Source organism: Allomuricauda sp. ANG21 (genome assembly GCF_040705235.1).
GTDB lineage: Bacteria > Bacteroidota > Bacteroidia > Flavobacteriales > Flavobacteriaceae > Flagellimonas > Flagellimonas marina.
Genome location: NZ_JBFCVT010000015.1, coordinates 30,505 through 49,083, shown reverse-complemented (window position 1 = coordinate 49,083; position 18,579 = coordinate 30,505). Strand labels below are relative to the sequence as shown.

17 protein-coding genes are annotated in these 18,579 nt (G+C 43.7%); 12 read left to right on the top strand and 5 right to left on the bottom strand.

All coding sequences use genetic code 11. The features are described 5' to 3' along the window. Positions 1-199 precede the first annotated feature (199 nt). From AB1A65_RS16135 to AB1A65_RS16080, 12 genes are all read left to right on the top strand, one after another. Entirely contained in the window at positions 200-3,562 is a 3,363-nt protein-coding gene (locus AB1A65_RS16135) for an SNF2-related protein (RefSeq protein WP_366590965.1), read from the top strand. A gap of 102 nt (positions 3,563-3,664) precedes the next feature. Then, complete coding sequence (locus AB1A65_RS16130) at positions 3,665-4,285, top strand: DUF6088 family protein (RefSeq protein WP_366590964.1); 621 nt, start codon at positions 3,665-3,667, stop codon at positions 4,283-4,285. Continuing rightward, complete coding sequence (locus AB1A65_RS16125) at positions 4,278-5,315, top strand: nucleotidyl transferase AbiEii/AbiGii toxin family protein (RefSeq protein ID WP_366590963.1); 1,038 nt, start codon at positions 4,278-4,280, stop codon at positions 5,313-5,315. Before AB1A65_RS16130 ends, AB1A65_RS16125 begins: the two co-directional genes overlap by 8 nt. Positions 5,316-5,698: 383 nt before the next feature. Next, complete coding sequence (locus tag AB1A65_RS16120; RefSeq protein ID WP_366590962.1) at positions 5,699-6,199, top strand: PRTRC system protein E; 501 nt, start codon at positions 5,699-5,701, stop codon at positions 6,197-6,199. Next, positions 6,186-6,404 (top strand): PRTRC system protein C, encoded by a 219-nt coding sequence (locus AB1A65_RS16115; RefSeq protein WP_366590961.1) that lies wholly within the window; start codon positions 6,186-6,188, stop codon positions 6,402-6,404. The genes AB1A65_RS16120 and AB1A65_RS16115 overlap by 14 nt, the downstream gene beginning before the upstream one ends. 36 nt (positions 6,405-6,440) lie before the next feature. Continuing rightward, positions 6,441-7,496 carry a hypothetical protein gene (locus tag AB1A65_RS16110; protein ID WP_366590960.1) on the top strand — a complete coding sequence of 352 codons (1,056 nt, stop codon included), beginning with the start codon at positions 6,441-6,443 and terminating at the stop codon, positions 7,494-7,496. Position 7,497: 1 nt separating this feature from the next. Beyond that, positions 7,498-8,205 carry a hypothetical protein gene (locus AB1A65_RS16105; protein ID WP_366590959.1) on the top strand — a complete coding sequence of 236 codons (708 nt, stop codon included), beginning with the start codon at positions 7,498-7,500 and terminating at the stop codon, positions 8,203-8,205. After that, a complete protein-coding gene (locus tag AB1A65_RS16100) occupies positions 8,195-8,974 on the top strand; it encodes a PRTRC system ThiF family protein (protein WP_366590958.1) in 780 nt (259 codons plus the stop codon). The genes AB1A65_RS16105 and AB1A65_RS16100 overlap by 11 nt, the downstream gene beginning before the upstream one ends. Before the next feature lie 6 nt (positions 8,975-8,980). Next, positions 8,981-9,277 carry a hypothetical protein gene (locus tag AB1A65_RS16095; RefSeq protein ID WP_366590957.1) on the top strand — a complete coding sequence of 99 codons (297 nt, stop codon included), beginning with the start codon at positions 8,981-8,983 and terminating at the stop codon, positions 9,275-9,277. After that, positions 9,274-9,561, top strand: coding sequence for a hypothetical protein (locus AB1A65_RS16090; protein ID WP_366590956.1), 288 nt, complete (start codon positions 9,274-9,276; stop codon positions 9,559-9,561). Before AB1A65_RS16095 ends, AB1A65_RS16090 begins: the two co-directional genes overlap by 4 nt. Positions 9,562-9,994: 433 nt before the next feature. Next, on the top strand, positions 9,995-10,759 hold the full coding sequence (locus AB1A65_RS16085) for a hypothetical protein (protein ID WP_366590955.1): 765 nt from the start codon (positions 9,995-9,997) through the stop codon (positions 10,757-10,759). After that, positions 10,756-11,241, top strand: a complete 486-nt coding sequence (locus tag AB1A65_RS16080; protein ID WP_366590954.1) for a hypothetical protein — start codon at positions 10,756-10,758, stop codon at positions 11,239-11,241. The genes AB1A65_RS16085 and AB1A65_RS16080 overlap by 4 nt, the downstream gene beginning before the upstream one ends. A 91-nt stretch (positions 11,242-11,332) precedes the next feature. Here the strand turns inward: AB1A65_RS16080 and AB1A65_RS16075 are convergent, their stop codons facing one another. Genes AB1A65_RS16075 through AB1A65_RS16055 form a run of 5 tightly spaced genes read right to left on the bottom strand, consistent with a single transcriptional unit; the run spans position 11,333 to position 18,392 of the window. Next, positions 11,333-12,349 (bottom strand): PfkB family carbohydrate kinase, encoded by a 1,017-nt coding sequence (locus tag AB1A65_RS16075; RefSeq protein WP_366590953.1) that lies wholly within the window; start codon positions 12,347-12,349, stop codon positions 11,333-11,335. A gap of 5 nt (positions 12,350-12,354) precedes the next feature. After that, positions 12,355-13,512 carry a hypothetical protein gene (locus AB1A65_RS16070; protein ID WP_366590952.1) on the bottom strand — a complete coding sequence of 386 codons (1,158 nt, stop codon included), beginning with the start codon at positions 13,510-13,512 and terminating at the stop codon, positions 12,355-12,357. Next, positions 13,509-15,401 carry a hypothetical protein gene (locus AB1A65_RS16065; RefSeq protein ID WP_366590951.1) on the bottom strand — a complete coding sequence of 631 codons (1,893 nt, stop codon included), beginning with the start codon at positions 15,399-15,401 and terminating at the stop codon, positions 13,509-13,511. The genes AB1A65_RS16070 and AB1A65_RS16065 overlap by 4 nt, the downstream gene beginning before the upstream one ends. Before the next feature lies 1 nt (position 15,402). Beyond that, entirely contained in the window at positions 15,403-16,494 is a 1,092-nt protein-coding gene (locus AB1A65_RS16060; RefSeq protein WP_366590950.1) for a hypothetical protein, read from the bottom strand. After that, a complete protein-coding gene (locus tag AB1A65_RS16055) occupies positions 16,491-18,392 on the bottom strand; it encodes a hypothetical protein (RefSeq protein ID WP_366590949.1) in 1,902 nt (633 codons plus the stop codon). The genes AB1A65_RS16060 and AB1A65_RS16055 overlap by 4 nt, the downstream gene beginning before the upstream one ends. Positions 18,393-18,579: the final 187 nt, after the last annotated feature.

Genomic DNA, 18,579 nt, shown 5'->3' with positions numbered 1-18,579 from the left:
GGTGCACACCGCCCATAGAATAGACATCAAAGGGGAGTCAATGAGAAAAAAACTGAGAAATAATAGCTAATTTTAATCCACGGATGAATCGATTTTAAACACTTCGTTTGCCCTGCTCACTTGAATCCGCTGTGAGTGGTGTACCGTAACCGCCCTATCCACCAAGGGACAATTTCTGCTTAGCCCTTGGGCCCCACAAGTGAAAGAAAGCCCTGAACGGTTGTCCCTACAGGATGCCATCTATTTTTCCCTGAACCGGTACAATCGGATCGATATCGATGCCATTGCCAGGCTTACGGACAAGCCGAATGAATCCGTGATCGGGGAATCCCTTTCCAAGGGTCTATTGTTCATCGACCCGACCGAAGATGGGTGCAGGCTTGTTCCAAAATACCTGTTTTTGTCCGGTGTGATCCATAAAAAGATACAATGGTACCGGAACCACGACTTTGGGGAGTTCCGTTCCTTTGTGGACAGGGACATCCTCTCCCGGTCCATTTTGGAACTGGAAAAGGTCAACCCGCCGATCACCCCGTTCGAGGATCTCGATGTCAAGATCCATGAGCCCTGGTTTCCCATTGAGGTGACCCAATCCTTTATTTTTGACACCTATGGGACATTGGCACACATAAGTTACAATGAGACCACGTCAAAATACATGGTCAAGATCGAAAAATACGACTATGCGAGCGTCAAAAAGTTTTACGTCAGTTCCGAACACCGATACTATGGTTTCAAGGATATCCTAGAAGGTGCCTTGAACTCCACTATACCCTATATATCAAAAGGGTCCGGGGATTTTAAACGGACCGATAAGACCAAGATGCAGGAGGTGAACATAAAGTTCGAGATCCTATACAGGGAATTCAACGAATATGTAATCGGGAACAGTGAACTCAAAAAGTCGTTGGAGTTCCAATTTTACTCCATCTACGATGCCAAGATCATGCCCAAGTACGATGGAAGCTATCTGGAATTCCAAGGATTAAGGCATTTTGAACCCTACCAAAGCCAAAAGGACACTGTGGCCGGGATCATCATCAACCAAGGACTGTTGGTCAATAAGGAGGTCGGTTTCGGAAAGACTCTGGATATGGCACTTTCCACCGAAAAACTCCGTGAACTTGGCCTGTCCAAAAGGACGGTGATCATCGGTCTGAGATCGACCGTGGTGCAGTTGGAAAAGGAGTTCCGTAATGCTTTTCCCCAAATGAAACTGCTGGTGGCCAATGACCGGGAGGTGGCGGGACTTCAAAAAAGGAACGCCTTTTTTGCCAAGGTCGTCTCCCAACGGCCCGATGTGGTATTGATGAGCCACGATACCTTCAAGTTCATACCCCAGTCCCCCGAGATCATCAAGGAAATCATCCAAGAGGAACTGGACAATCTGGAAAAGGACCTGGGAGTGATCTATGAGAACAAGTACGATATCAATAAAAGGGTGCTGAAGGGGCTGGAGATCCGAAAGGAAAACCTGGAGGCACAGCTCCAGAATATTTATCACCAGATCGAAAAAGGAAAGGACAGGATATTGACCTTTGACCAATTGGGATTTGAGCATATCATGGTCGACGAATCCCATAAGTTCAAGAACCTGATGTACACCACCAGGCATTCCAGGGTGGCAGGCTTGAACACCAATACCGGATCTGAAAGGAGCAAAAACCTGTACACGGCGATCAGGACCCTCCAAAGATCCAAGGGCAAGGACTTTCAGGCGACTTTTCTATCGGGTACGCCCATCTCCAATTCCATAACTGAAGTGTACGTCTTGTTCAAATACCTCATTCCCGATAGGCTCAAGGAAATGAACATAGCCTCCTTTGATCAATGGGCCCAGGTTTTCGCCAATAAATCCTATGAGTTCGAGCCCACGGTCTCAGGGGACTATAGGGTCCGTGAGCGGTTCCGCTCCTTCAAGAAAATGAAATTGCTGTCCACCCTGTACAATGAAATATCCATCATCGTCAATGCACGGACCCACCATATCGATCGGCCCAAAGCGGTGATGGATGTCCATACCATCAGGCCCACGGAGGGCCAGTTGGCCTATTTTGAACAAATAAAAACTTTTCTTGGGACAGGGAACAGCGATTATCTGTATGGCAACAAGACCTATACCGAGGACCAAAAGGGGGCGCTGTCCTTGATCGCGTTGCACCATATGCGGCATGCCTCCATCGACCCCAGGTTGCTCAACCCCGACCTGGAGGATCCCGGGGAGGCCAAACTGCGCATTATTGCCCGTGAGGTCTATCGGACCTATACCGAGAGCAACGATTTTAAGGGGACCCAAGCAATTTTTTCCGATCTGGGCACCCCAAAGGACACCTTTAACGTTTATTCGGAGATCAAGCGGATCTTGACCGAGGAATACGATGTCCCGTCCGAAGAGGTGGTGTTCATCCACGATTTCAAGACCGATGGAAAAAGGCTCCAATGCTTTGATGACCTGAACTCCGGCAAGTACCGTATCATCATTGGCTCCACGGAAAAATTGGGAACCGGGACCAATATCCAACGTAGGATGGTCAGGATCCACCATGTCGATATTCCCCACCGACCCACGGACGTGGACCAGCGTAACGGAAGGGGCGCAAGGAAAGGGAATGAAATGGCCAAAAAATATTGGGACAATAAGGTCATCATCTCCTTTTATATCGTCGAGAACTCCACCGATGCCCTGATGCTCAACAATGTCAATACCAAAAAGAACTTTATCGAGCAGATCACCAATGGCACCATCCAGTTCAACAGACTGGACATGGGCCCGGTCGATGACAACGGCTCCATCGATTACAAGACCCTGTTGGCCGTGGCCAAGAACGACCCGCTCTTTCTGGAAAAGGAACAACTGGGCAAGAGGCTGGAAGAGCTGCAACTGGAACGATCCATCTTCAAGCGTAACAGGCTTGAAGCGGAGAACAACATCCGGTTCCATTCCCGGGAGAGGGAAAAAGTATCGAAGAACATTGAAAAGCTCGAAAATGACCTGCCGATATGGCAATTGATGGAAAGTAAGGAAACCTATTACGGTATTATCAGAAATGCTATGGGGCTTCCGTCCAACGCCCAGGATACGGATATTGGACAGGCCATTATCGATCTTTTTGAAAAGCGCAAGGGCATGGTTTCGGAACACCAGGTCCTAAAGATGGATGGGGCAAGCCTCTGCATCAGGATAGAGGATATGGAGACCCATTCCCTATTTGTCCGGACGGACAATGCGACCTATGGACATGGGGCCAGACGGATCGTTGAGAACCCCAAGAGTGTTGCCGATTATATGTACAATGCCCTTTCCAAGATTCCCCGGTCGATCAAGGACCAAAAGGAACTGGCCCTTGACCATGGACACCACATTACCGCCAACCAAAAGATCTTGGACCTTGATTTTGATAAATTGGACGAGCTCAAGGAGATGGAAACGAGAATGGAACAGATCAATGAGGAACTGGACAAAAAGTTCGATGTGGATATTACGGATAAGGAAAAAGAACCGGAAAGGGCTGTGATCTCCAATACGGAGTCCTTGGATGTAGGGACGGGCCGATCATTATGAACCGTTGCCAAGGCCATGGTTCCAATTTTATACCCTCGGGTACAATACCAAATGATAAAAAAGCTTTCATGGAAAAGTTATTGTAACAAATATTTGCTAAATTTGTTACAAAATAAGCCTGTGGAGAGTATCGAGTCCAAAATAAAGAAAAGTATTTCCAGGAAGAAACGGGGAGAGCTATTGTTCCCTGACGACTTTCGGGGGCTGGGTTCATCCGAAGCGGTGCGTTTGGCCCTCCATAGATTGGAAAAGGAAGGTTATGTACAAAGGGTGGCCCAGGGAATCTATGCGCGTCCCAAAATAAGCAAATATGCAGGGGAGGTATTGCCAACGGCGGAGGAAATCGCAATGGCCATAGCCAAAAGGGACAAGATAAGGTTGGTGCCCACCGGGGCATATGCCCTAAGTGCGTTGGGGCTCAGTACACAAGTACCCATGAAACTTGTCTTTCTTACCGATGGAGCCCCCAGGGAAATAAAACTGGGCAAACGAAGCATAAAACTGAAGAAGACCACCCCCAAGAATCTATCGGCCAAGGGCGGGATAAGCAGATTGGTGATACAGGCCCTCCGTGAGATTGGAAAGGACAGATTAACGGAAGAGGAGGAAGCAAAAATCATGGCCCTTCTGAAAAAAGAAGACCAAAAGGACCTGCTCCATGATATAGAACTGGCACCGGTATGGATACAGAAAATTATGGAAAAGAGCTTGGACAATGGATAAAACCACATTTTACAACATCCCCAAAGAGGATAAACTGGCCATCTATCAAAATGTAGGGAACAGAACGGGAGTGCCCGATTTTGCAGTTGAAAAGGACTGGTGGGTCGTCCATACATTGAGGACGATCTTTGAAATGGGAATAGGTGAACATTTGGTGTTCAAGGGCGGGACATCCTTGAGCAAGGCATGGAAACTGATAGAACGGTTCAGCGAGGATATTGACCTCGCCGTTGACCGTAGTTTTTTTGGGTATTCCGGGGAACTATCAAAAAAACAGCTCACGAAACTCAGGAAAGAAACAAGTTCCTACATTTCAGGGGAATTCTACCCAGAACTACAAGAACGGTTCAAGGAGAACGGATTCAATGATGTCGGTTTCAATATCGTTCCCGCCGAATCAAGCGACCAAGATCCACGTATCATAGAAATCTACTATCCCCATATCACCAAATCGCCCGGATACATACAGCCAAGGGTCCAGGTCGAGATCGGTTGCCGTTCCCTAAGGGAACCTTTTAGCCCAAAACCGATAAGTTCCTTCGTGGATGAACAATATCCCGATGCCGAATTCATGGAGCCTACGGTGATGGTCCCATCCGTAACGCCCGAAAGGACTTTTTTGGAAAAACTGTTCCTATTGCACGAGGAATTCCAACGTCCCAAGGAAAAGATAAGGGTGGATAGGCTTAGCCGCCACCTTTATGATATCTATCAATTAGCAAAAACGGAATTTGCGACCAATGCCATCCATGACAAAGGATTATATGAAACCATTGTCAGCCACAGATATGTGCTCACAAGACTTGGCGGAGTGGATTATAACCTGCACCAACCCCAGACTATACGACCCATCCCGCCATCGGATCTCGAAGAAGCTTGGCAGGCCGATTATAGGACAATGCAGGAACAGATGATTTATGGGGATTCCCCGACGTACACAGATCTGATACAAGGAATCCAAGGTTTTTTGGAAAAGATGAATGCCTTGGATTGGAAAATGAAAATGGAATTTTCCCCTCCCAAAAAATAAGAACAGAATGGGCAGGATTATCATAATGAGGTATTTTTTATGCTGTCACCCCTGTTCCTGCGGAAGTTGAAGACCCTTCCCTTCGGTCCGGGCGTTCAACCCCCTCGGAACCGCGCATAAAAGCAAGCGGGCGAAAAAACGCCCACTTGCTTTTATCTTCCCGCCACTCGAATCATTCTTTTCCCTACCCATAAAATGGGACTACCACCCCTATCGACCCATGGATGCTGTCATGGGACATGGCACCCTGACGGGTGCTTTTTTTGTGGAGAGGGAGGAAGAAGAAAAGGGTGGATATTTCCTCGGATTACCCTGCCTTGACCGCCCGCCGATCGTATATTTACAATAGTTAATCAATTGTAAAACAGATAAATACATTGTTTATGAACCAATTTTTTTCATCCCTTGAAAAAACGGGGATACGACAGTTGGGGCTGAGCATCACCTATACCGATGGAGAGGTGTTGGTGTCCGTACTGCCCAAAAGCCATGCCAATGACAAGGGACTGAAATCGCTAAGACCATTGAGCCTACGGGCAAACGTTGAGGAAATGGACAGCAAGTTCTTCGAGGCTATCCAAAGCCCGTTGGAGCGTACAAAGACCATGTTCGACAGCGTGGAGGCCTATGAAGCATCACTAAAGGTTTCAGAGGGCAGGACGGCGAAGGCCAAGAAACAAAAGGAATCCGTGGGCAAGAAGACCACTGCTTTGCAGAACCTTATCAAGGAAAAGGATTTCAACCCGATGAAAGACCATGAGAGGGCGATCAAAGCCGCCAAGGAAATCTTGGCCATTGACCCCGATCACAAAGAGGCCAAAAAGGTCTTGGAGCAGATGTCCCAATATGAATCACCAAACCTTTTCCAAGATGCAGATCGCTAACATAACGAGAAAGTACCTTTTCCTGAACGGTAACAGGGAAAAGATCGAACTGGAGGACATCGACCCCGAAATGGGACATGAACGGATCATGGAGCATTATTCCGCACTATATCCCGAACTGACCAATGCCAATGTCATGGACAAGGGCATTATTGATGGGTTCCATGAGGTGCACTTCCAATCATTGGCGGGAACCAAAGGTTGATGATATGAACGTGGATGAATTTTTAAACAAGGGAAAATGTACAACACCATCAAAGACCATCACCTCACGGGAACTCACGGAGTTCCACAACGACCTGTTCAGGGCGTTCCAACAGGACAGCCACCGTACAGGGACAAGGCGGATGAAGGCATTGTCAAAAAGAACGGACTGCTTCCTGACGTGAATGTATGGCCCATTGCCATGAACGATATATCGGAAAAGTATTCAGGGGACAGACTTCGCCAATTGGCAGGGCTGATGGTGGAGGTTACCCGAAAGTTCACGGGGAGCATCGATTCTTGGAGGTTCGATGAAAGGGACAGTCTGCAAGACCTTATTCTCAGATGTGCGAACAGGCTCAGGGACAGGGCAAGGGTCGATCTTATCGATGTATATCGCAATTGCGATGGGGAGTTGGAACTTGACCTGAAACGGTACATCGGGGACAAGGGCAATATCTACTGTATCAACCTAAAGCCATTGTACGGGATGAAGTGCAAGAACAGAAAATTGTTCGATATACTCCTATCCTTTATCAAGGGACTTCCCTTTGATTCGATCTTCGATACGTGTGAGGACAGGATCGATTGGATATGGACTTTTTTGATCGAGGAAATGGCATATTGTAGGGAAGCCCCCAATGAGGATTATGGGGAGAGATTGAAAGGTTCAGTTGATTTCCTGAGTCGCTACGAAAGGAAATACAACGACTTTCAAATTATGGACTGGAAATCCCGATTGGAAGGCTACCGCCCCCAAAAGGATGTATATAGGAAGCTAAAAGAACTCCTTTTGGCTTCGGAAAAGTTGGATTTTCAGGTGGTACAACGGGTATCCGTCCGTGATGGATATGAGAGCATGTTCGATTTTTACCATACGTTCTTGATAACCGATGATGACGAGAGCGAATTTACCCGATCGTACATCAACATGCTAAATGATTGCTCCAACGAGTACGACCTGCTCTCCACCTATGCCCATGCGACCGTGAGCAATAATGGGATGGAGGTCTTTGAGGAAGGACTGGAGGAAAAACTAAAGGAAGTGGAAAACTTTATTTGTGAATTTAACGAACTGATAGAACAGATTTGATATGGAAAAGATCATGGAATTGGACATGGACGATCATTTGGTGCCAAAATTTGCATTGATAGGCTATGCAAGTACACCAAGTTATTACAATACGGAGCATTATTTTGCCTACCATAGGATAGTCGGAGAATGTCTTACAGCGGGGATGCCCTTGACCAAGGACACCGCACGTAACCTGTTCAGGTGCTTGGAAGGGGAACTGATAAAATTCTCCTTTAAGGGATTGTTGCCCAAAAACCTTGTCCACTTCGGTTTTAAGGGCGATTTGCATTTGGTATGGATTGTCCACCCAAAACGGCGCACCCTTTATTTTGATGAAAGGATGGGCATCCCAATAGGGCAGTACCCCCTCCCCAAACTGGTCTTTTCGTTGAAAGGGAACACTCTGAATGTATTCGCCCTAAAACGGAGCGATGTCCTTGACGGGGATACTGTACTGTACCATGCCCCCTTGCCCAACGTCAATGCACGGGGCAGGGTCTGCATGGGCAATGTTTCCATGGACTATGACGGATTCGAGCATTATGAGGACATCATGGGATTTATGGAAAAACAGTTCTTTTCCTCGGTGTTCACGGAAACCCACCATAACGACCTGATCAAGGGAAACCTTGTGCAAACGATGAAACGTCTCCATGGAAAGCAGCGTTTCGACGATACCCTACTTATTGCGAACAACATGACCATAAAACAACTCTATGAAAGATAGGATACATATTGCCCCCAATTATTTCTTTGACCCCACACACCCGATCACGATCTCATTGATAGGAGTAGGTGGTAATGGCTCCCTTATGCTCGCAAGGTTGGCAAGGATGGATCATGCCCTTCGCCAAACGGGACATCCCGGACTGCACGTCAGGGCATTTGACGGGGATGTTGTCGAACCCATGAACATCGGTAGGCAATTGTTTACCCCACATGACCTTGGACAGAACAAGGTGGTCAATGCCCTGACCAAGATCAACCGTGCCTTTGGGCTGCAATGGGAAGGAATACCGATGAATGCCATGGCCTTTGGCGATGACATCAGGTCGAACATCATCGTGACCTGTGTGGACAATGCCAAATATAGGAAGGCACTTTCTTTGGCCTTGCAGCATCCACATAGGGGTTCTGAACATAGGACAATGTTCTACTGGCTCGACATAGGCAATAGCAGGGACACGGGACAGTTCGTTCTTGGTAGCCTGTTCGAGGAAGATAGAAAATTGGACGATGGTTCTTTGGAGTGCATAAGCAGACTGAAGAAGATAACCGACCTTTTCCCGAATTTGGAAGACCATGATACTGAATCCCAACAGGGAAGGGGATGTGCTTATGCCGATCGGTTGATGGAACAATCCCTTTATATCAACGATGTCTTGGTGGCTCACGCATCGGACTGCCTGTTCAGGTTGTTGTCGCATAGACAATTATCCGTCCACGGGGGATTTGTGAACCTCAAAAGCGGAATGGTCAACCCCATAAAAGTCTAGGGAACTATGGAGGACAATAAAAAAGTGTTCATAAAGGCATCCAATTATTGGGCGATCCATGATGTCGCCCTGTTGGGAAACTGGAGCAGGGTACAGGGAACAAAACTACAGGCACTTTACCATCTTGTACAGCGCAGGGGTAAGGTCTTGGAGGGCCCTCATGACATTAAATATAAAGGGATAAAGGTACTGGAATATGGGGATGGGTGCTACATCGGCTTTATCCGTATCGCTTACAAAGCAGAAACTTTTTTTCCTTGCAAACTCCATGTGGTAAGCCTACAGGAACTGGTGAAAAAATGAACGGAAAAAGACTCGGTATCGAAGTTGTCCTATCGGTCATTTATTGGGTTTTTGCGAGCCGATTTTTTCACATAACAGAAATCGAACTTAAAATCAAGGATTATGACATTTTCGGAACTTTACAATCATCTTCCCTTGGTGGGTTTTCTTTGGGTGGTTCTATACACTTATTTGGGAATCCTGCGCATCAAAAGATTGTTGAGGTTGCCATTCTTATTGGTGATGATCCTTATCGGGCTTATCCCAGGCATCTGGTTTGTACTTCCAGTATTTGCCATTTTTGAACTGACCATGCAGATCATGAGGGTGTTTATTTATTTCAGGCTAATATGAACTTCCATGTAAAGGCCGCTACCCTTTGCGACCTTTCTTTTTTCTCTAGGGCATCCCCTCTGCCCAAAAAGCGATCAATGACCATGCTGTGAATTCTTGACGACAAAAAGGTCAATATGGGTCTTTTACCGCTAAATCAATTGTCTTTGTTTGAAAAAATAATATCCAACACTGATTTTTGGGCCAAGTATTATGTATTTTGAGAACAGTTTGAACGAAACAAGGGGTTGGTCGATTTGATGGAAACATATTTGCCTTTCCGTAGAGGATTAAGATAAATCTGCCATCCAATTAGAAAATTCCAAATCCGGAAGGAATAATTGTGGGTTTGGATTTGGTTTGAAGACGACAGTTTTATGCATGGAACCGCACTAAAGTATTCATATGGCAGAAATTATTTACGACATATTGAATTTTGATAAACCTATTGGCGAAAAGTCTTTTCGGGACACGTTAAATGAGCTGGAGGGCAAAGACTCCAACACATTAAAAACAGTTCTATCCAAAGAGCAGCTGAACTCACTTGTGGTCATCTTATTCGCTTATGGCCTCCACTATGACGAATTGACAGAGGAAAAACGTCGCCGTTTTTTAAATACCCTCATAGAGGAAAAACTCCCATTGTTTCAAATGTCCAAAACATTTGCCGGACACTTGTTGAACAATTTGAACCAAGGAGCCGAGGCTGAGATCCAAAATCTCCTGCAAATGGAATACAACATTCAGGAAATTCTTTCCAATGAAAGGTTGTTGGATTTTGTGGAAATGGAATTACTGGATCCTACCACTTCTTTTCGAAAATGGGAATACGGACGTTATGCGATGGCCTATTTGGGCCAAAAGGTGTTTGGCCATATCAAATGGGATAAGATTTTGGATAAAAAGAGTTGCCTTCAAAAATTGGGGGAGCAATTGGACAAACAGAATGGAAAGATAGATTCCCAAGAAAAACAGTTTTTGCAAATGATGTCCAAGGGAATGTTAGTGCCTCAAAAAACCAATATGGCGGAATTTTTGCTCATTGGTTCTTATGTTCAAGAACACATGATGAAGCTTTCAGTAAGGATAAAGGAATTGTCCAAGATATTGGAAAGAGCCATCCAAAAGGAAATATCAAGACAAAAAGGCAAGGAAGGGCCAAATTTATGACGGGTTCAGATGCATTGCTCAGACATCTCCAAAAATTGGGAGAAGAGGAGACCTCTTTGATAGGGGGCAAGCAATACACCCAATCCCAGATCAGGATGGCCGAAAGAATTGTCCAAGACCTACGAGATGACTTGGAAAAGGCTTCAATAAAACCCAAACTCTCCCGTAGAAGGGCATTCATTGTCATATTAGAAGAACTCTACTATGACGTACCTGAATATCCAAGTGAACTTACCCTTGGGAATATTCATAGAAGGGCTTCACTACGGTTTGAGTATATGAACCGCAATATCAAAGCGTTTAAGACTCCTACTGAAGTGCACCCCAAAGACCCATGCACGTATTATGAGGACAATGCACATGGAAAGGCTAGATATAGAGTTGCATTGGAATATTTGGTAAATGAATTTGATAGGTATTTTAAAGAACCTAATGCTGAATTTACGCTCAAGAACAAATCCAATGAAATAAAACTTTGTTGACAGTATTTATTTTAGGGTTTATAAGGTTGAGAAAGTGAGTCCTTGTTAAACCAAAATAAATAAACAGGAGTGAAAAGGTATATGTCTGAATTTAAAGTTCCAATTCAAATAATTCTTTAAGGTAGCTGTGGGTGTAGGTGCTTGGTGTGGTTTTTTTTCCAATATTATCTCCAATATTGACATCATTGTCCAGAATTTGTTGGGCCAGAGCCAAAAATTCCTTGGGGGCCAATTGGTACATGGCTCCCCTTGCTCCATCAAACAAACAGTTTACGGCACCGAAGGCCTGTCCCATCTGGAGGGCATCTTCGATCTGTCCTTGGGTCTGATCTTGTAATGGGCCGTTGGATGAAATTATTTTGATGATACCGGCAGAACACCAATCTCCCGCACCTGCGGTATCCACAACATCATGGATGGTCTTTGGATTCAAATCTACCCAAGAATCTGAGTTCAGCCTGTAACTAAGGCCTTGAGATCCTTTGGTCTCAATTTCCAAAAGAGCATTGGAACTGGGATAGAGTTTACGATAGTTGGACAGCCGTTGATTGGAAAATTTTATAATATCGGCAATCTCGATACTTTCCATAAAGTGTTTAGGGTCGCCATAACCTGAAGGTTCAAAGAAAACAAAAGCTCCACGGTCCTTTGCTATTTTGGCTAATTCAATGGAACCTCTGTTGGCCCTGTCAAAATAATAGACATCGGACTTTGGGATCAAATTTTCAATGACACTCACTTTATCTGATCGGAAAGGGCGATAGCTGGGAAGCCGTTTACCGGTGGTGGGATTTCTAAATTCGAATCGATGTACAGGTTCTCCATGGGAGTTTTTGAGGATGCGATGGATGATTACTGGGGTGCTGGCCTTTTCATCCTTAAAGATCAAGCTGGTGTTGACGTTCCAATGGGTAATGTCATCAAGGAGTAGATCCGTGAATTTATTATCGGCCAACCTTGATATGGGATAGGTTTGGAAATCCAGGTAGGAAAGGATGGTCAGTACGTTCCCAAATGATCCGCCAGCTTGTAGTTTTGGTGGGGTTTTGGTACTACCGTTGACAATAATATCCAATGCGAGAAAACCTGTTCCTATGATACTGTTCAAAGCGCCTAATTTGAGTTTTTTGGTGATTGTTGATGGTATGGACTTCCAGTGAGCCAAGTTACAAAAAGTTCGCTTTCTTGTTTCAAGTTTTTTATTTTGGATTCGTCCAGAATATCGTAGCCTCCTGAATTCACGTTCAAAATCCCAACGAATTCGGACTTTTCATAAGCCACTAACAGGGTTCCAATGGAAATCAATTTGCTCGAAAAAGTGGACAACGCAATTTTACAACCATTCAGTACATTTAAGGACTCCCTATAATTGGCTATGGCATCGCTTAACTGGATATATGTCTGAAAAGGGTCGCGCTCCGTAGTGTACATTATGTTCTGGGGCTCGATGTCCAAGGAATCAAACAATAATTTATGATATTCTATTAAAAGGGCATCTGAACGACGGGGATCCTTGGAAGGAAAGGGCAACACGGGACAGATTTCATACAAACGTGCCTTATCCTCCATAATCTTATCCGCGCCTTTGCTGATATGCGCAATTTTTTCCTCTCCCAAAATGGGAAACCAGATCAATGGCTGTTCCTTTTCAGCTTCAAGTTCGATTTGTCCTCCAAAGCCATGAAGATAGGTGAGGTCTTCTTCAATTTCGTTCTCTTGTATAAGTGAATCGATCTTGACGTTTTCAGCAACGGTCAAAAACAAATTTTGTTGGTCTTCTTGTTTTTGGTCAACAAGTTTTAGGATTTTGCCAATCAGTGAAAAATATAGTCCTCTTGGCAAGGAACTGATGTCCACGATTATATCCGTAAAATCCTCTATTTCGGAATGGCTCTTTATTAGATCGGCAGCATTTCTATCCCCAACTATCCGGCCCCTTTTGCCGGATTTGTTCTTCATTTTAATTTTTTTGAGATGGGTGGTCCTGCCCTGCATGATCTTTTCATACTCCGTTATGTTGTCCGTGACGAAAGAATTGTAGTTTAGAGAAGATGAGCCTGCCCCTTCGTCAAACTCGATCAGGAGGCATTCCAAGTTGATGCCAGGACATGAATCCAATAATCTGGATAAGGCAAAGTTCATTCGAACATCAAAACCTTTTCCAAGAACAAACAATAACCTTCGACCTTCTTCCCGAAAGTGTTCCTTCCAAAAGGAGTCAACTGCATCGTCCTTGATCAATACATTGGGGCTCCATCTTAACTCGTTCATTTTTTAATCCATTTAATTAGTTGGTCTGGAGTCTGGTGCCTCCACCCTCCATAGGATAAGGGCAATCCAAAAAACACACACAGCCACCGATTCATGTAATAAACTGTGTGACTTTGGCCTTTTTTGCCCTGGAGGAGAGTGTGTCTTTCCAAAAGATTATAGGCTACACAAGTGGAAACAACATTGACCAAAGGTTGATATATCGAGTTGTTGATCCATTGTTCTTCTGGATACAATTTGTCCTGGACAGAAGGTGTTATGGCAAAACCATTGACCCCTGGGGCATAAGGGGCATTTGGTTTAAAGGTCTGAGTTTTGGAAAATTCTCCCAGACCTGTCAAGAACCGACGGATGCTTTGTCCAAAGGGAATTTCAGTTCTCAGTTTTTTCCAATTATGCTTGGCAACCTTTACGATAATATCATGTTGTTCCCTGTCGGATAGAATAATTTGATCCCCTTTGATTTTATTGGAGATCATGGCCTCGAACATTTCGGAACTGAAGGAAAGGAACTGTTCGATGTTGAACGACGATAATTTGACCAAATCCTCAAACCCGAAATAATAAGGCATGTCATGAACAGAGGAAAGGAATAGAGCTGCAGCCTTAGTTACTTCGCTACCTGTCTTTTTGTCCAATTCCTCGATAGGCATCGGAAAATCAAAACTCAATTGATTTTTTCCCAGATTTCGGTGAATCAATATTTCGATTTCCTTCAATCTAATGGCCCTGTTCAGGAGAGTTTCATTTTCAAGGTCATCAAGGGCACCGATCCACTCGTCAAACTTATTGGTAACTTTGGATAATTCATGGATTTTGTCCGTGGTTTCTTTGACGGCCAGGGACAATTTCTCATTGGCATCGGTTTCTGAAAGGTTTGCGATCAAATATTCCTGAAAGGAAGTGACTTCCTCGGAAGACAAGGCTGCCCGTTTATCGGAAATATTTCGAAGGACCTCTTTCAATTTCTTTTGGTTTTTATTCCAATAATTCTCCAGGTTCAATTCCTCAAAATCCCTTCCTTCGAACGATTTGAGTTGCTCATCGGGAGCGAGGGCCTCCAACCTTTCGGAAATCCAAATATTTGCCCCACTCCTTTTTTCAAAAATATATTGTTTGAACAATAACCTTTGAGAGTCCGATAACTTGTGTGCATCATCGAACATAAACAGAATCCTTGAACACAATGGCTTTCCGCGGAAATATAGGTTTTGGGGGTTGAGTACCAATAGGGAAATGAGCTCGTCATGGCCTTCCACGGAGATTTCTGTCTCAGGAATGAAACTGTCAATGGTTTTGTAAATGTCCTTTTCTATGTTCGATGCCCAGTCAAACAATTGTTTCCCATTACAAGGGACCTCAAGGGATTTAAAATAGTTGTCGCTGTTGTCGTATCGAAACTCGATATCCTCAAGACCTTCAGGGAATTTACGGTTTTTCAATCTACACGCGGCCCGTAAGGTTGAAAGAATGACCCTGGAATTCAGAAGGGAGAAGAACAGGCGTTTTTTTTGCGCTTCGGAAATATTGAGCTCTTCAAGTATTTGATAATTTCTGGTACATGGCAACGAAACGCCCAAGAGTTTTACTTCCGATTTGCTGATGGCGTCAATTCCCTTTAGGGTATTGAACAAATCGCGATAATCGGAGGCAGATTTGCTATTCCATAATGTGGTAAGGGAACCGGGTTCAAATGCACGCAATAATGAAGTTTTACCGCCTCCTGGGGAACTATGGATCAACAGTACATTTTCCCACAAGGTTCCTGACCTGTGCTTTTGGACCAAGGCCTCCAATGCCAACGGACTGAATAGACGAAGGAAACCTATCTCCGAGTCGATTTTTTCGGAATTTCTTAGTTTGAATGGATTTCGGAAGGCATCACTCATCTTAACTGTGTCTGGTAATTCTTGGAAATAAACCCGCAAACGTATTATCCTTCGAGGTCCACCATAAAAGGGGAAGGGAATTATTTGGAGTGTTGTGAGCCAACACAATGGGCAGCCCACATTCGTTGTACCCCAAATAATACTTCTCGTGTTTTGCCTTTTCCCAATGTCGGTCAATAATGGATTTGTCAATATATTTTTTTGACAATTCAATGAAATCCTTTTGGTTTTCCAGGATTTGGTCCTTTAGTGAAACACCAATTTCTTGAAGCACATGGATTTTGAAATTAAGGTTTTTGTACTCAGGATTTTTCTTAAGAAGATCTTGGATTCCCGAAATTTTTGTGATGGCCTCTTCTGTGGCCATATAGAATATCAGGTGGATATCGATTTGCTTGTTGGAATCGACCAATCCAAAAAGCGACTTTTCCTTATCAAAAAAACGATCTATAGTCTTAAAAATCTTACCCTTTAATTTGTCCCCTTCTTGACGGAAGTAACTGGTTCCGCTGGCGGTAAAATCATCAACTAAAAAAATAGTGTCGAATTTTTCAGTTTCTCCGGAATCTGCCAATTCGTTGAGCATGTCTGTGACCTTATCGGGCCCCACTTCATAGGTTGGGATAACTTGCTCATTGTTCAAATGGCTACTTCTACGGAGTTGGTCGATGCGGGCACCATCACTTAATCCGATGTACAATGCCCTCCTTGAAACACTTTTGAACCCAGAGCTATTGATGATGGTGGATACCTGATATTTGCTGATGTCCAAAATGGTAGCAGCCTTCTCAATAAGAATTGGTTGTATGACCGTATTAAAGGCGGTGTTTACCAAATGAAGGATCTGGTTATTGGAAAAGAAAATCAATTGATTTTTGATAAACTCATAGGCGATTTTGCGTTCTTTGCTATCCTCAAACTTATTGAGCCATTTGACCAGGCTTTCAATAAAAAGGGTCCCAATGGAGAACTGTTGGTACTCATTGTATTTAAAATTGGAGAGTGCCTGAAGCAGAGGTCTTTCTAAACTGACTTCCTCAGTAGACCATCCCATAATTTCAATTAGCAGTTTTTCCGCAAGAGCTCTTCTCATTTAGATATTTTAAAACCGATTCCATTTCCAGAAAAGACTAAGCAATCAAGATACTCCAAGGTTGCAGAAGAGTTCCTGTTGGAAAGTGAGGCAATGTTCCAACAGGCATCCAATTTTGAGGATACTTCATCCACACTTAATCCAAATTCATTGTCCAGTAGCATGAAATCATTTCCAGACCATTGGCCCTTATCGCCAATGTACAAAATTTGTTCGGGTAGGTTCCTTTCCTTCAATTTTTCTTTGGCCGAGGGAACCATATCTACTTTGGATATCGAATTTGGGATAATGTCCATGGAATGACTGGATTCAAGAATCTGTATTTCATTCAAGCCACAGGTCTTTATGGTCTGGATGACCAGATTTCGGATAAAGCCCCATCTTTTGTTATCATCTATTTCTATGGTCAATTGATTGGGTCGTTTGGTAACCTTAATACCATACAGGGTTTCAATTTCTGATAATAGGGGGATGATCGGTTGGAGGGATGGATGGAGTTCCTGGCCTTTATCCGGTAAGGAATCATCAGAAAGAGCGCCAAATTCGGAGCCGTTGTAATACCCAACCAATACCTGTTCCCAATATTTTTTGGGGATGATTTTCTGCAAGTCATTTCTGATCGATTTGCCCCTACCGGTAACTACCCCGAACATAAAGCCGTTTTCTAAGATTGAAAGAAGTTTTTCTGCCATTTCATTCGATGGGCCTGTAAACCTTTCCTTGGAAGAGCAAATGGTACCATCATAATCAAAAAGTACCATTCCGAAGGAGGTCCGCAAAAGATTGCCCATGAACTTTGAATAGGACTTTCTCCAAATTTCCAACTCTTTTTTATCGATGGATTGGAGGTCATCTATGTTCAGTTTTCTTTTTATGGAAAGCTCAGCCCGTTTGGTAAGGGCGGTTTTTTTTGAAGGTTTTATAAGATTTGAGTAAGGCAAATGGTATAATTTTCTCCCATAACTGGGCACCCCTGGTCTGCCAGGGTCTATACCTACTTTTAGTCCCAGTTCTTTGATAAATTCAAAAGATTGGATTAAGATGTAAAGTGCACTATCCGAGTTTTCCGATGCTGATTCTAAAACTAGCTTAGGGATACTATTGGGAAGCGTTTTCAAGGTTTTATGACATAGATTTATTTCTATTTTGTTTGCAAGTGCGATAATGGCCGAGTTGGGATTTTTATCAAACCAATGGTGCCTACCATGACCAAAATTTCTGTAGTCCGCAATCAAGGTCGTCGTCAAACCGGCTTCTGTACACTTGGATTCAATATCTACAGCGACCGCTTTGTTCCAACCCCCGTGTAATATCACTAGAGTACAATCGTTGGCAATTTCATCCAAAAATCTGGAAATTCTAACGGTCAAATCTTTCGTGGTATTCTGGATCTTAAAGCTTGGAACCCCCAAGGTTTTGTTCAAGATGGAAAAAAAAGCAATTAAGGAGTTTGTCGCGAGAAATCCATCTTTACCAGATGGAATGGTAAAGTCAAATGTTTCGGCAATACCGTGTTTTTGAGTAAGTAAGGACAAGGGATTGTTCTCCTTCATAGTTATTGCTCCAATAGCTTTTGGTTCATATTCAAGGGCTCTTTTAAAGGAAAACTTAATGTCATAATTTTTACCACTGGCAGTGATAAAGAGAATGGAAGAATTTCGGATGGTCTTTTCGGAAAAGAACAATTCCAAGGGGGTGACCGCCCGTGCAAATTTCCCATGGTCATTGAAAAGAGAAACGGCATAATGGCATGCACTCAATGATCCACCCGAGCCTACGACATAAATTGGAGATGAAAGTTTCCCCAGATAGGTTTTAAGATGATCTAAATCCAGTTTGTTGGTCCAATCGACAGTTTTTTCCAGTAAACTCAATTCACCTCCAAAAGGTTTTCCCATAAAAAAATATTTCAATCATGATTACTTGTTTCTGAAAACAGAATATTACAAATATGTAAAAAAAACTAGTACCCTCTTCTAATTTCCAATTACGGTGAACATGGTAATTCATAAAAACAATAATCTGAATTTTAAATTTAAAACGTCTTTTTTAAAAAGCTAAATATCCTTTATACAGCCCATAGTA

What these genes read in the sequence shown, in the direction of transcription:
- AB1A65_RS16090 (WP_366590956.1), top strand. Translation starts at nt 9,274, where the DNA reads ATGAACGGAAAAAGACTCGGTATCGAAGTTGTCCTATCGGTCATTTAT.
- AB1A65_RS16115 (WP_366590961.1), top strand. Translation starts at nt 6,186, where the DNA reads ATGCAGATCGCTAACATAACGAGAAAGTACCTTTTCCTGAACGGTAAC.
- AB1A65_RS16055 (WP_366590949.1), bottom strand. Translation starts at nt 18,392, where the DNA reads ATGGGAAAACCTTTTGGAGGTGAATTGAGTTTACTGGAAAAAACTGTC.
- AB1A65_RS16070 (WP_366590952.1), bottom strand. Translation starts at nt 13,512, where the DNA reads ATGAACGAGTTAAGATGGAGCCCCAATGTATTGATCAAGGACGATGCA.
- AB1A65_RS16120 (WP_366590962.1), top strand. Translation starts at nt 5,699, where the DNA reads ATGAACCAATTTTTTTCATCCCTTGAAAAAACGGGGATACGACAGTTG.
- AB1A65_RS16110 (WP_366590960.1), top strand. Translation starts at nt 6,441, where the DNA reads ATGTACAACACCATCAAAGACCATCACCTCACGGGAACTCACGGAGTT.
- AB1A65_RS16080 (WP_366590954.1), top strand. Translation starts at nt 10,756, where the DNA reads ATGACGGGTTCAGATGCATTGCTCAGACATCTCCAAAAATTGGGAGAA.
- AB1A65_RS16085 (WP_366590955.1), top strand. Translation starts at nt 9,995, where the DNA reads ATGGCAGAAATTATTTACGACATATTGAATTTTGATAAACCTATTGGC.
- AB1A65_RS16095 (WP_366590957.1), top strand. Translation starts at nt 8,981, where the DNA reads ATGGAGGACAATAAAAAAGTGTTCATAAAGGCATCCAATTATTGGGCG.
- AB1A65_RS16060 (WP_366590950.1), bottom strand. Translation starts at nt 16,494, where the DNA reads ATGAGAAGAGCTCTTGCGGAAAAACTGCTAATTGAAATTATGGGATGG.
- AB1A65_RS16065 (WP_366590951.1), bottom strand. Translation starts at nt 15,401, where the DNA reads ATGAGTGATGCCTTCCGAAATCCATTCAAACTAAGAAATTCCGAAAAA.
- AB1A65_RS16125 (WP_366590963.1), top strand. Translation starts at nt 4,278, where the DNA reads ATGGATAAAACCACATTTTACAACATCCCCAAAGAGGATAAACTGGCC.
- AB1A65_RS16105 (WP_366590959.1), top strand. Translation starts at nt 7,498, where the DNA reads ATGGAAAAGATCATGGAATTGGACATGGACGATCATTTGGTGCCAAAA.
- AB1A65_RS16100 (WP_366590958.1), top strand. Translation starts at nt 8,195, where the DNA reads ATGAAAGATAGGATACATATTGCCCCCAATTATTTCTTTGACCCCACA.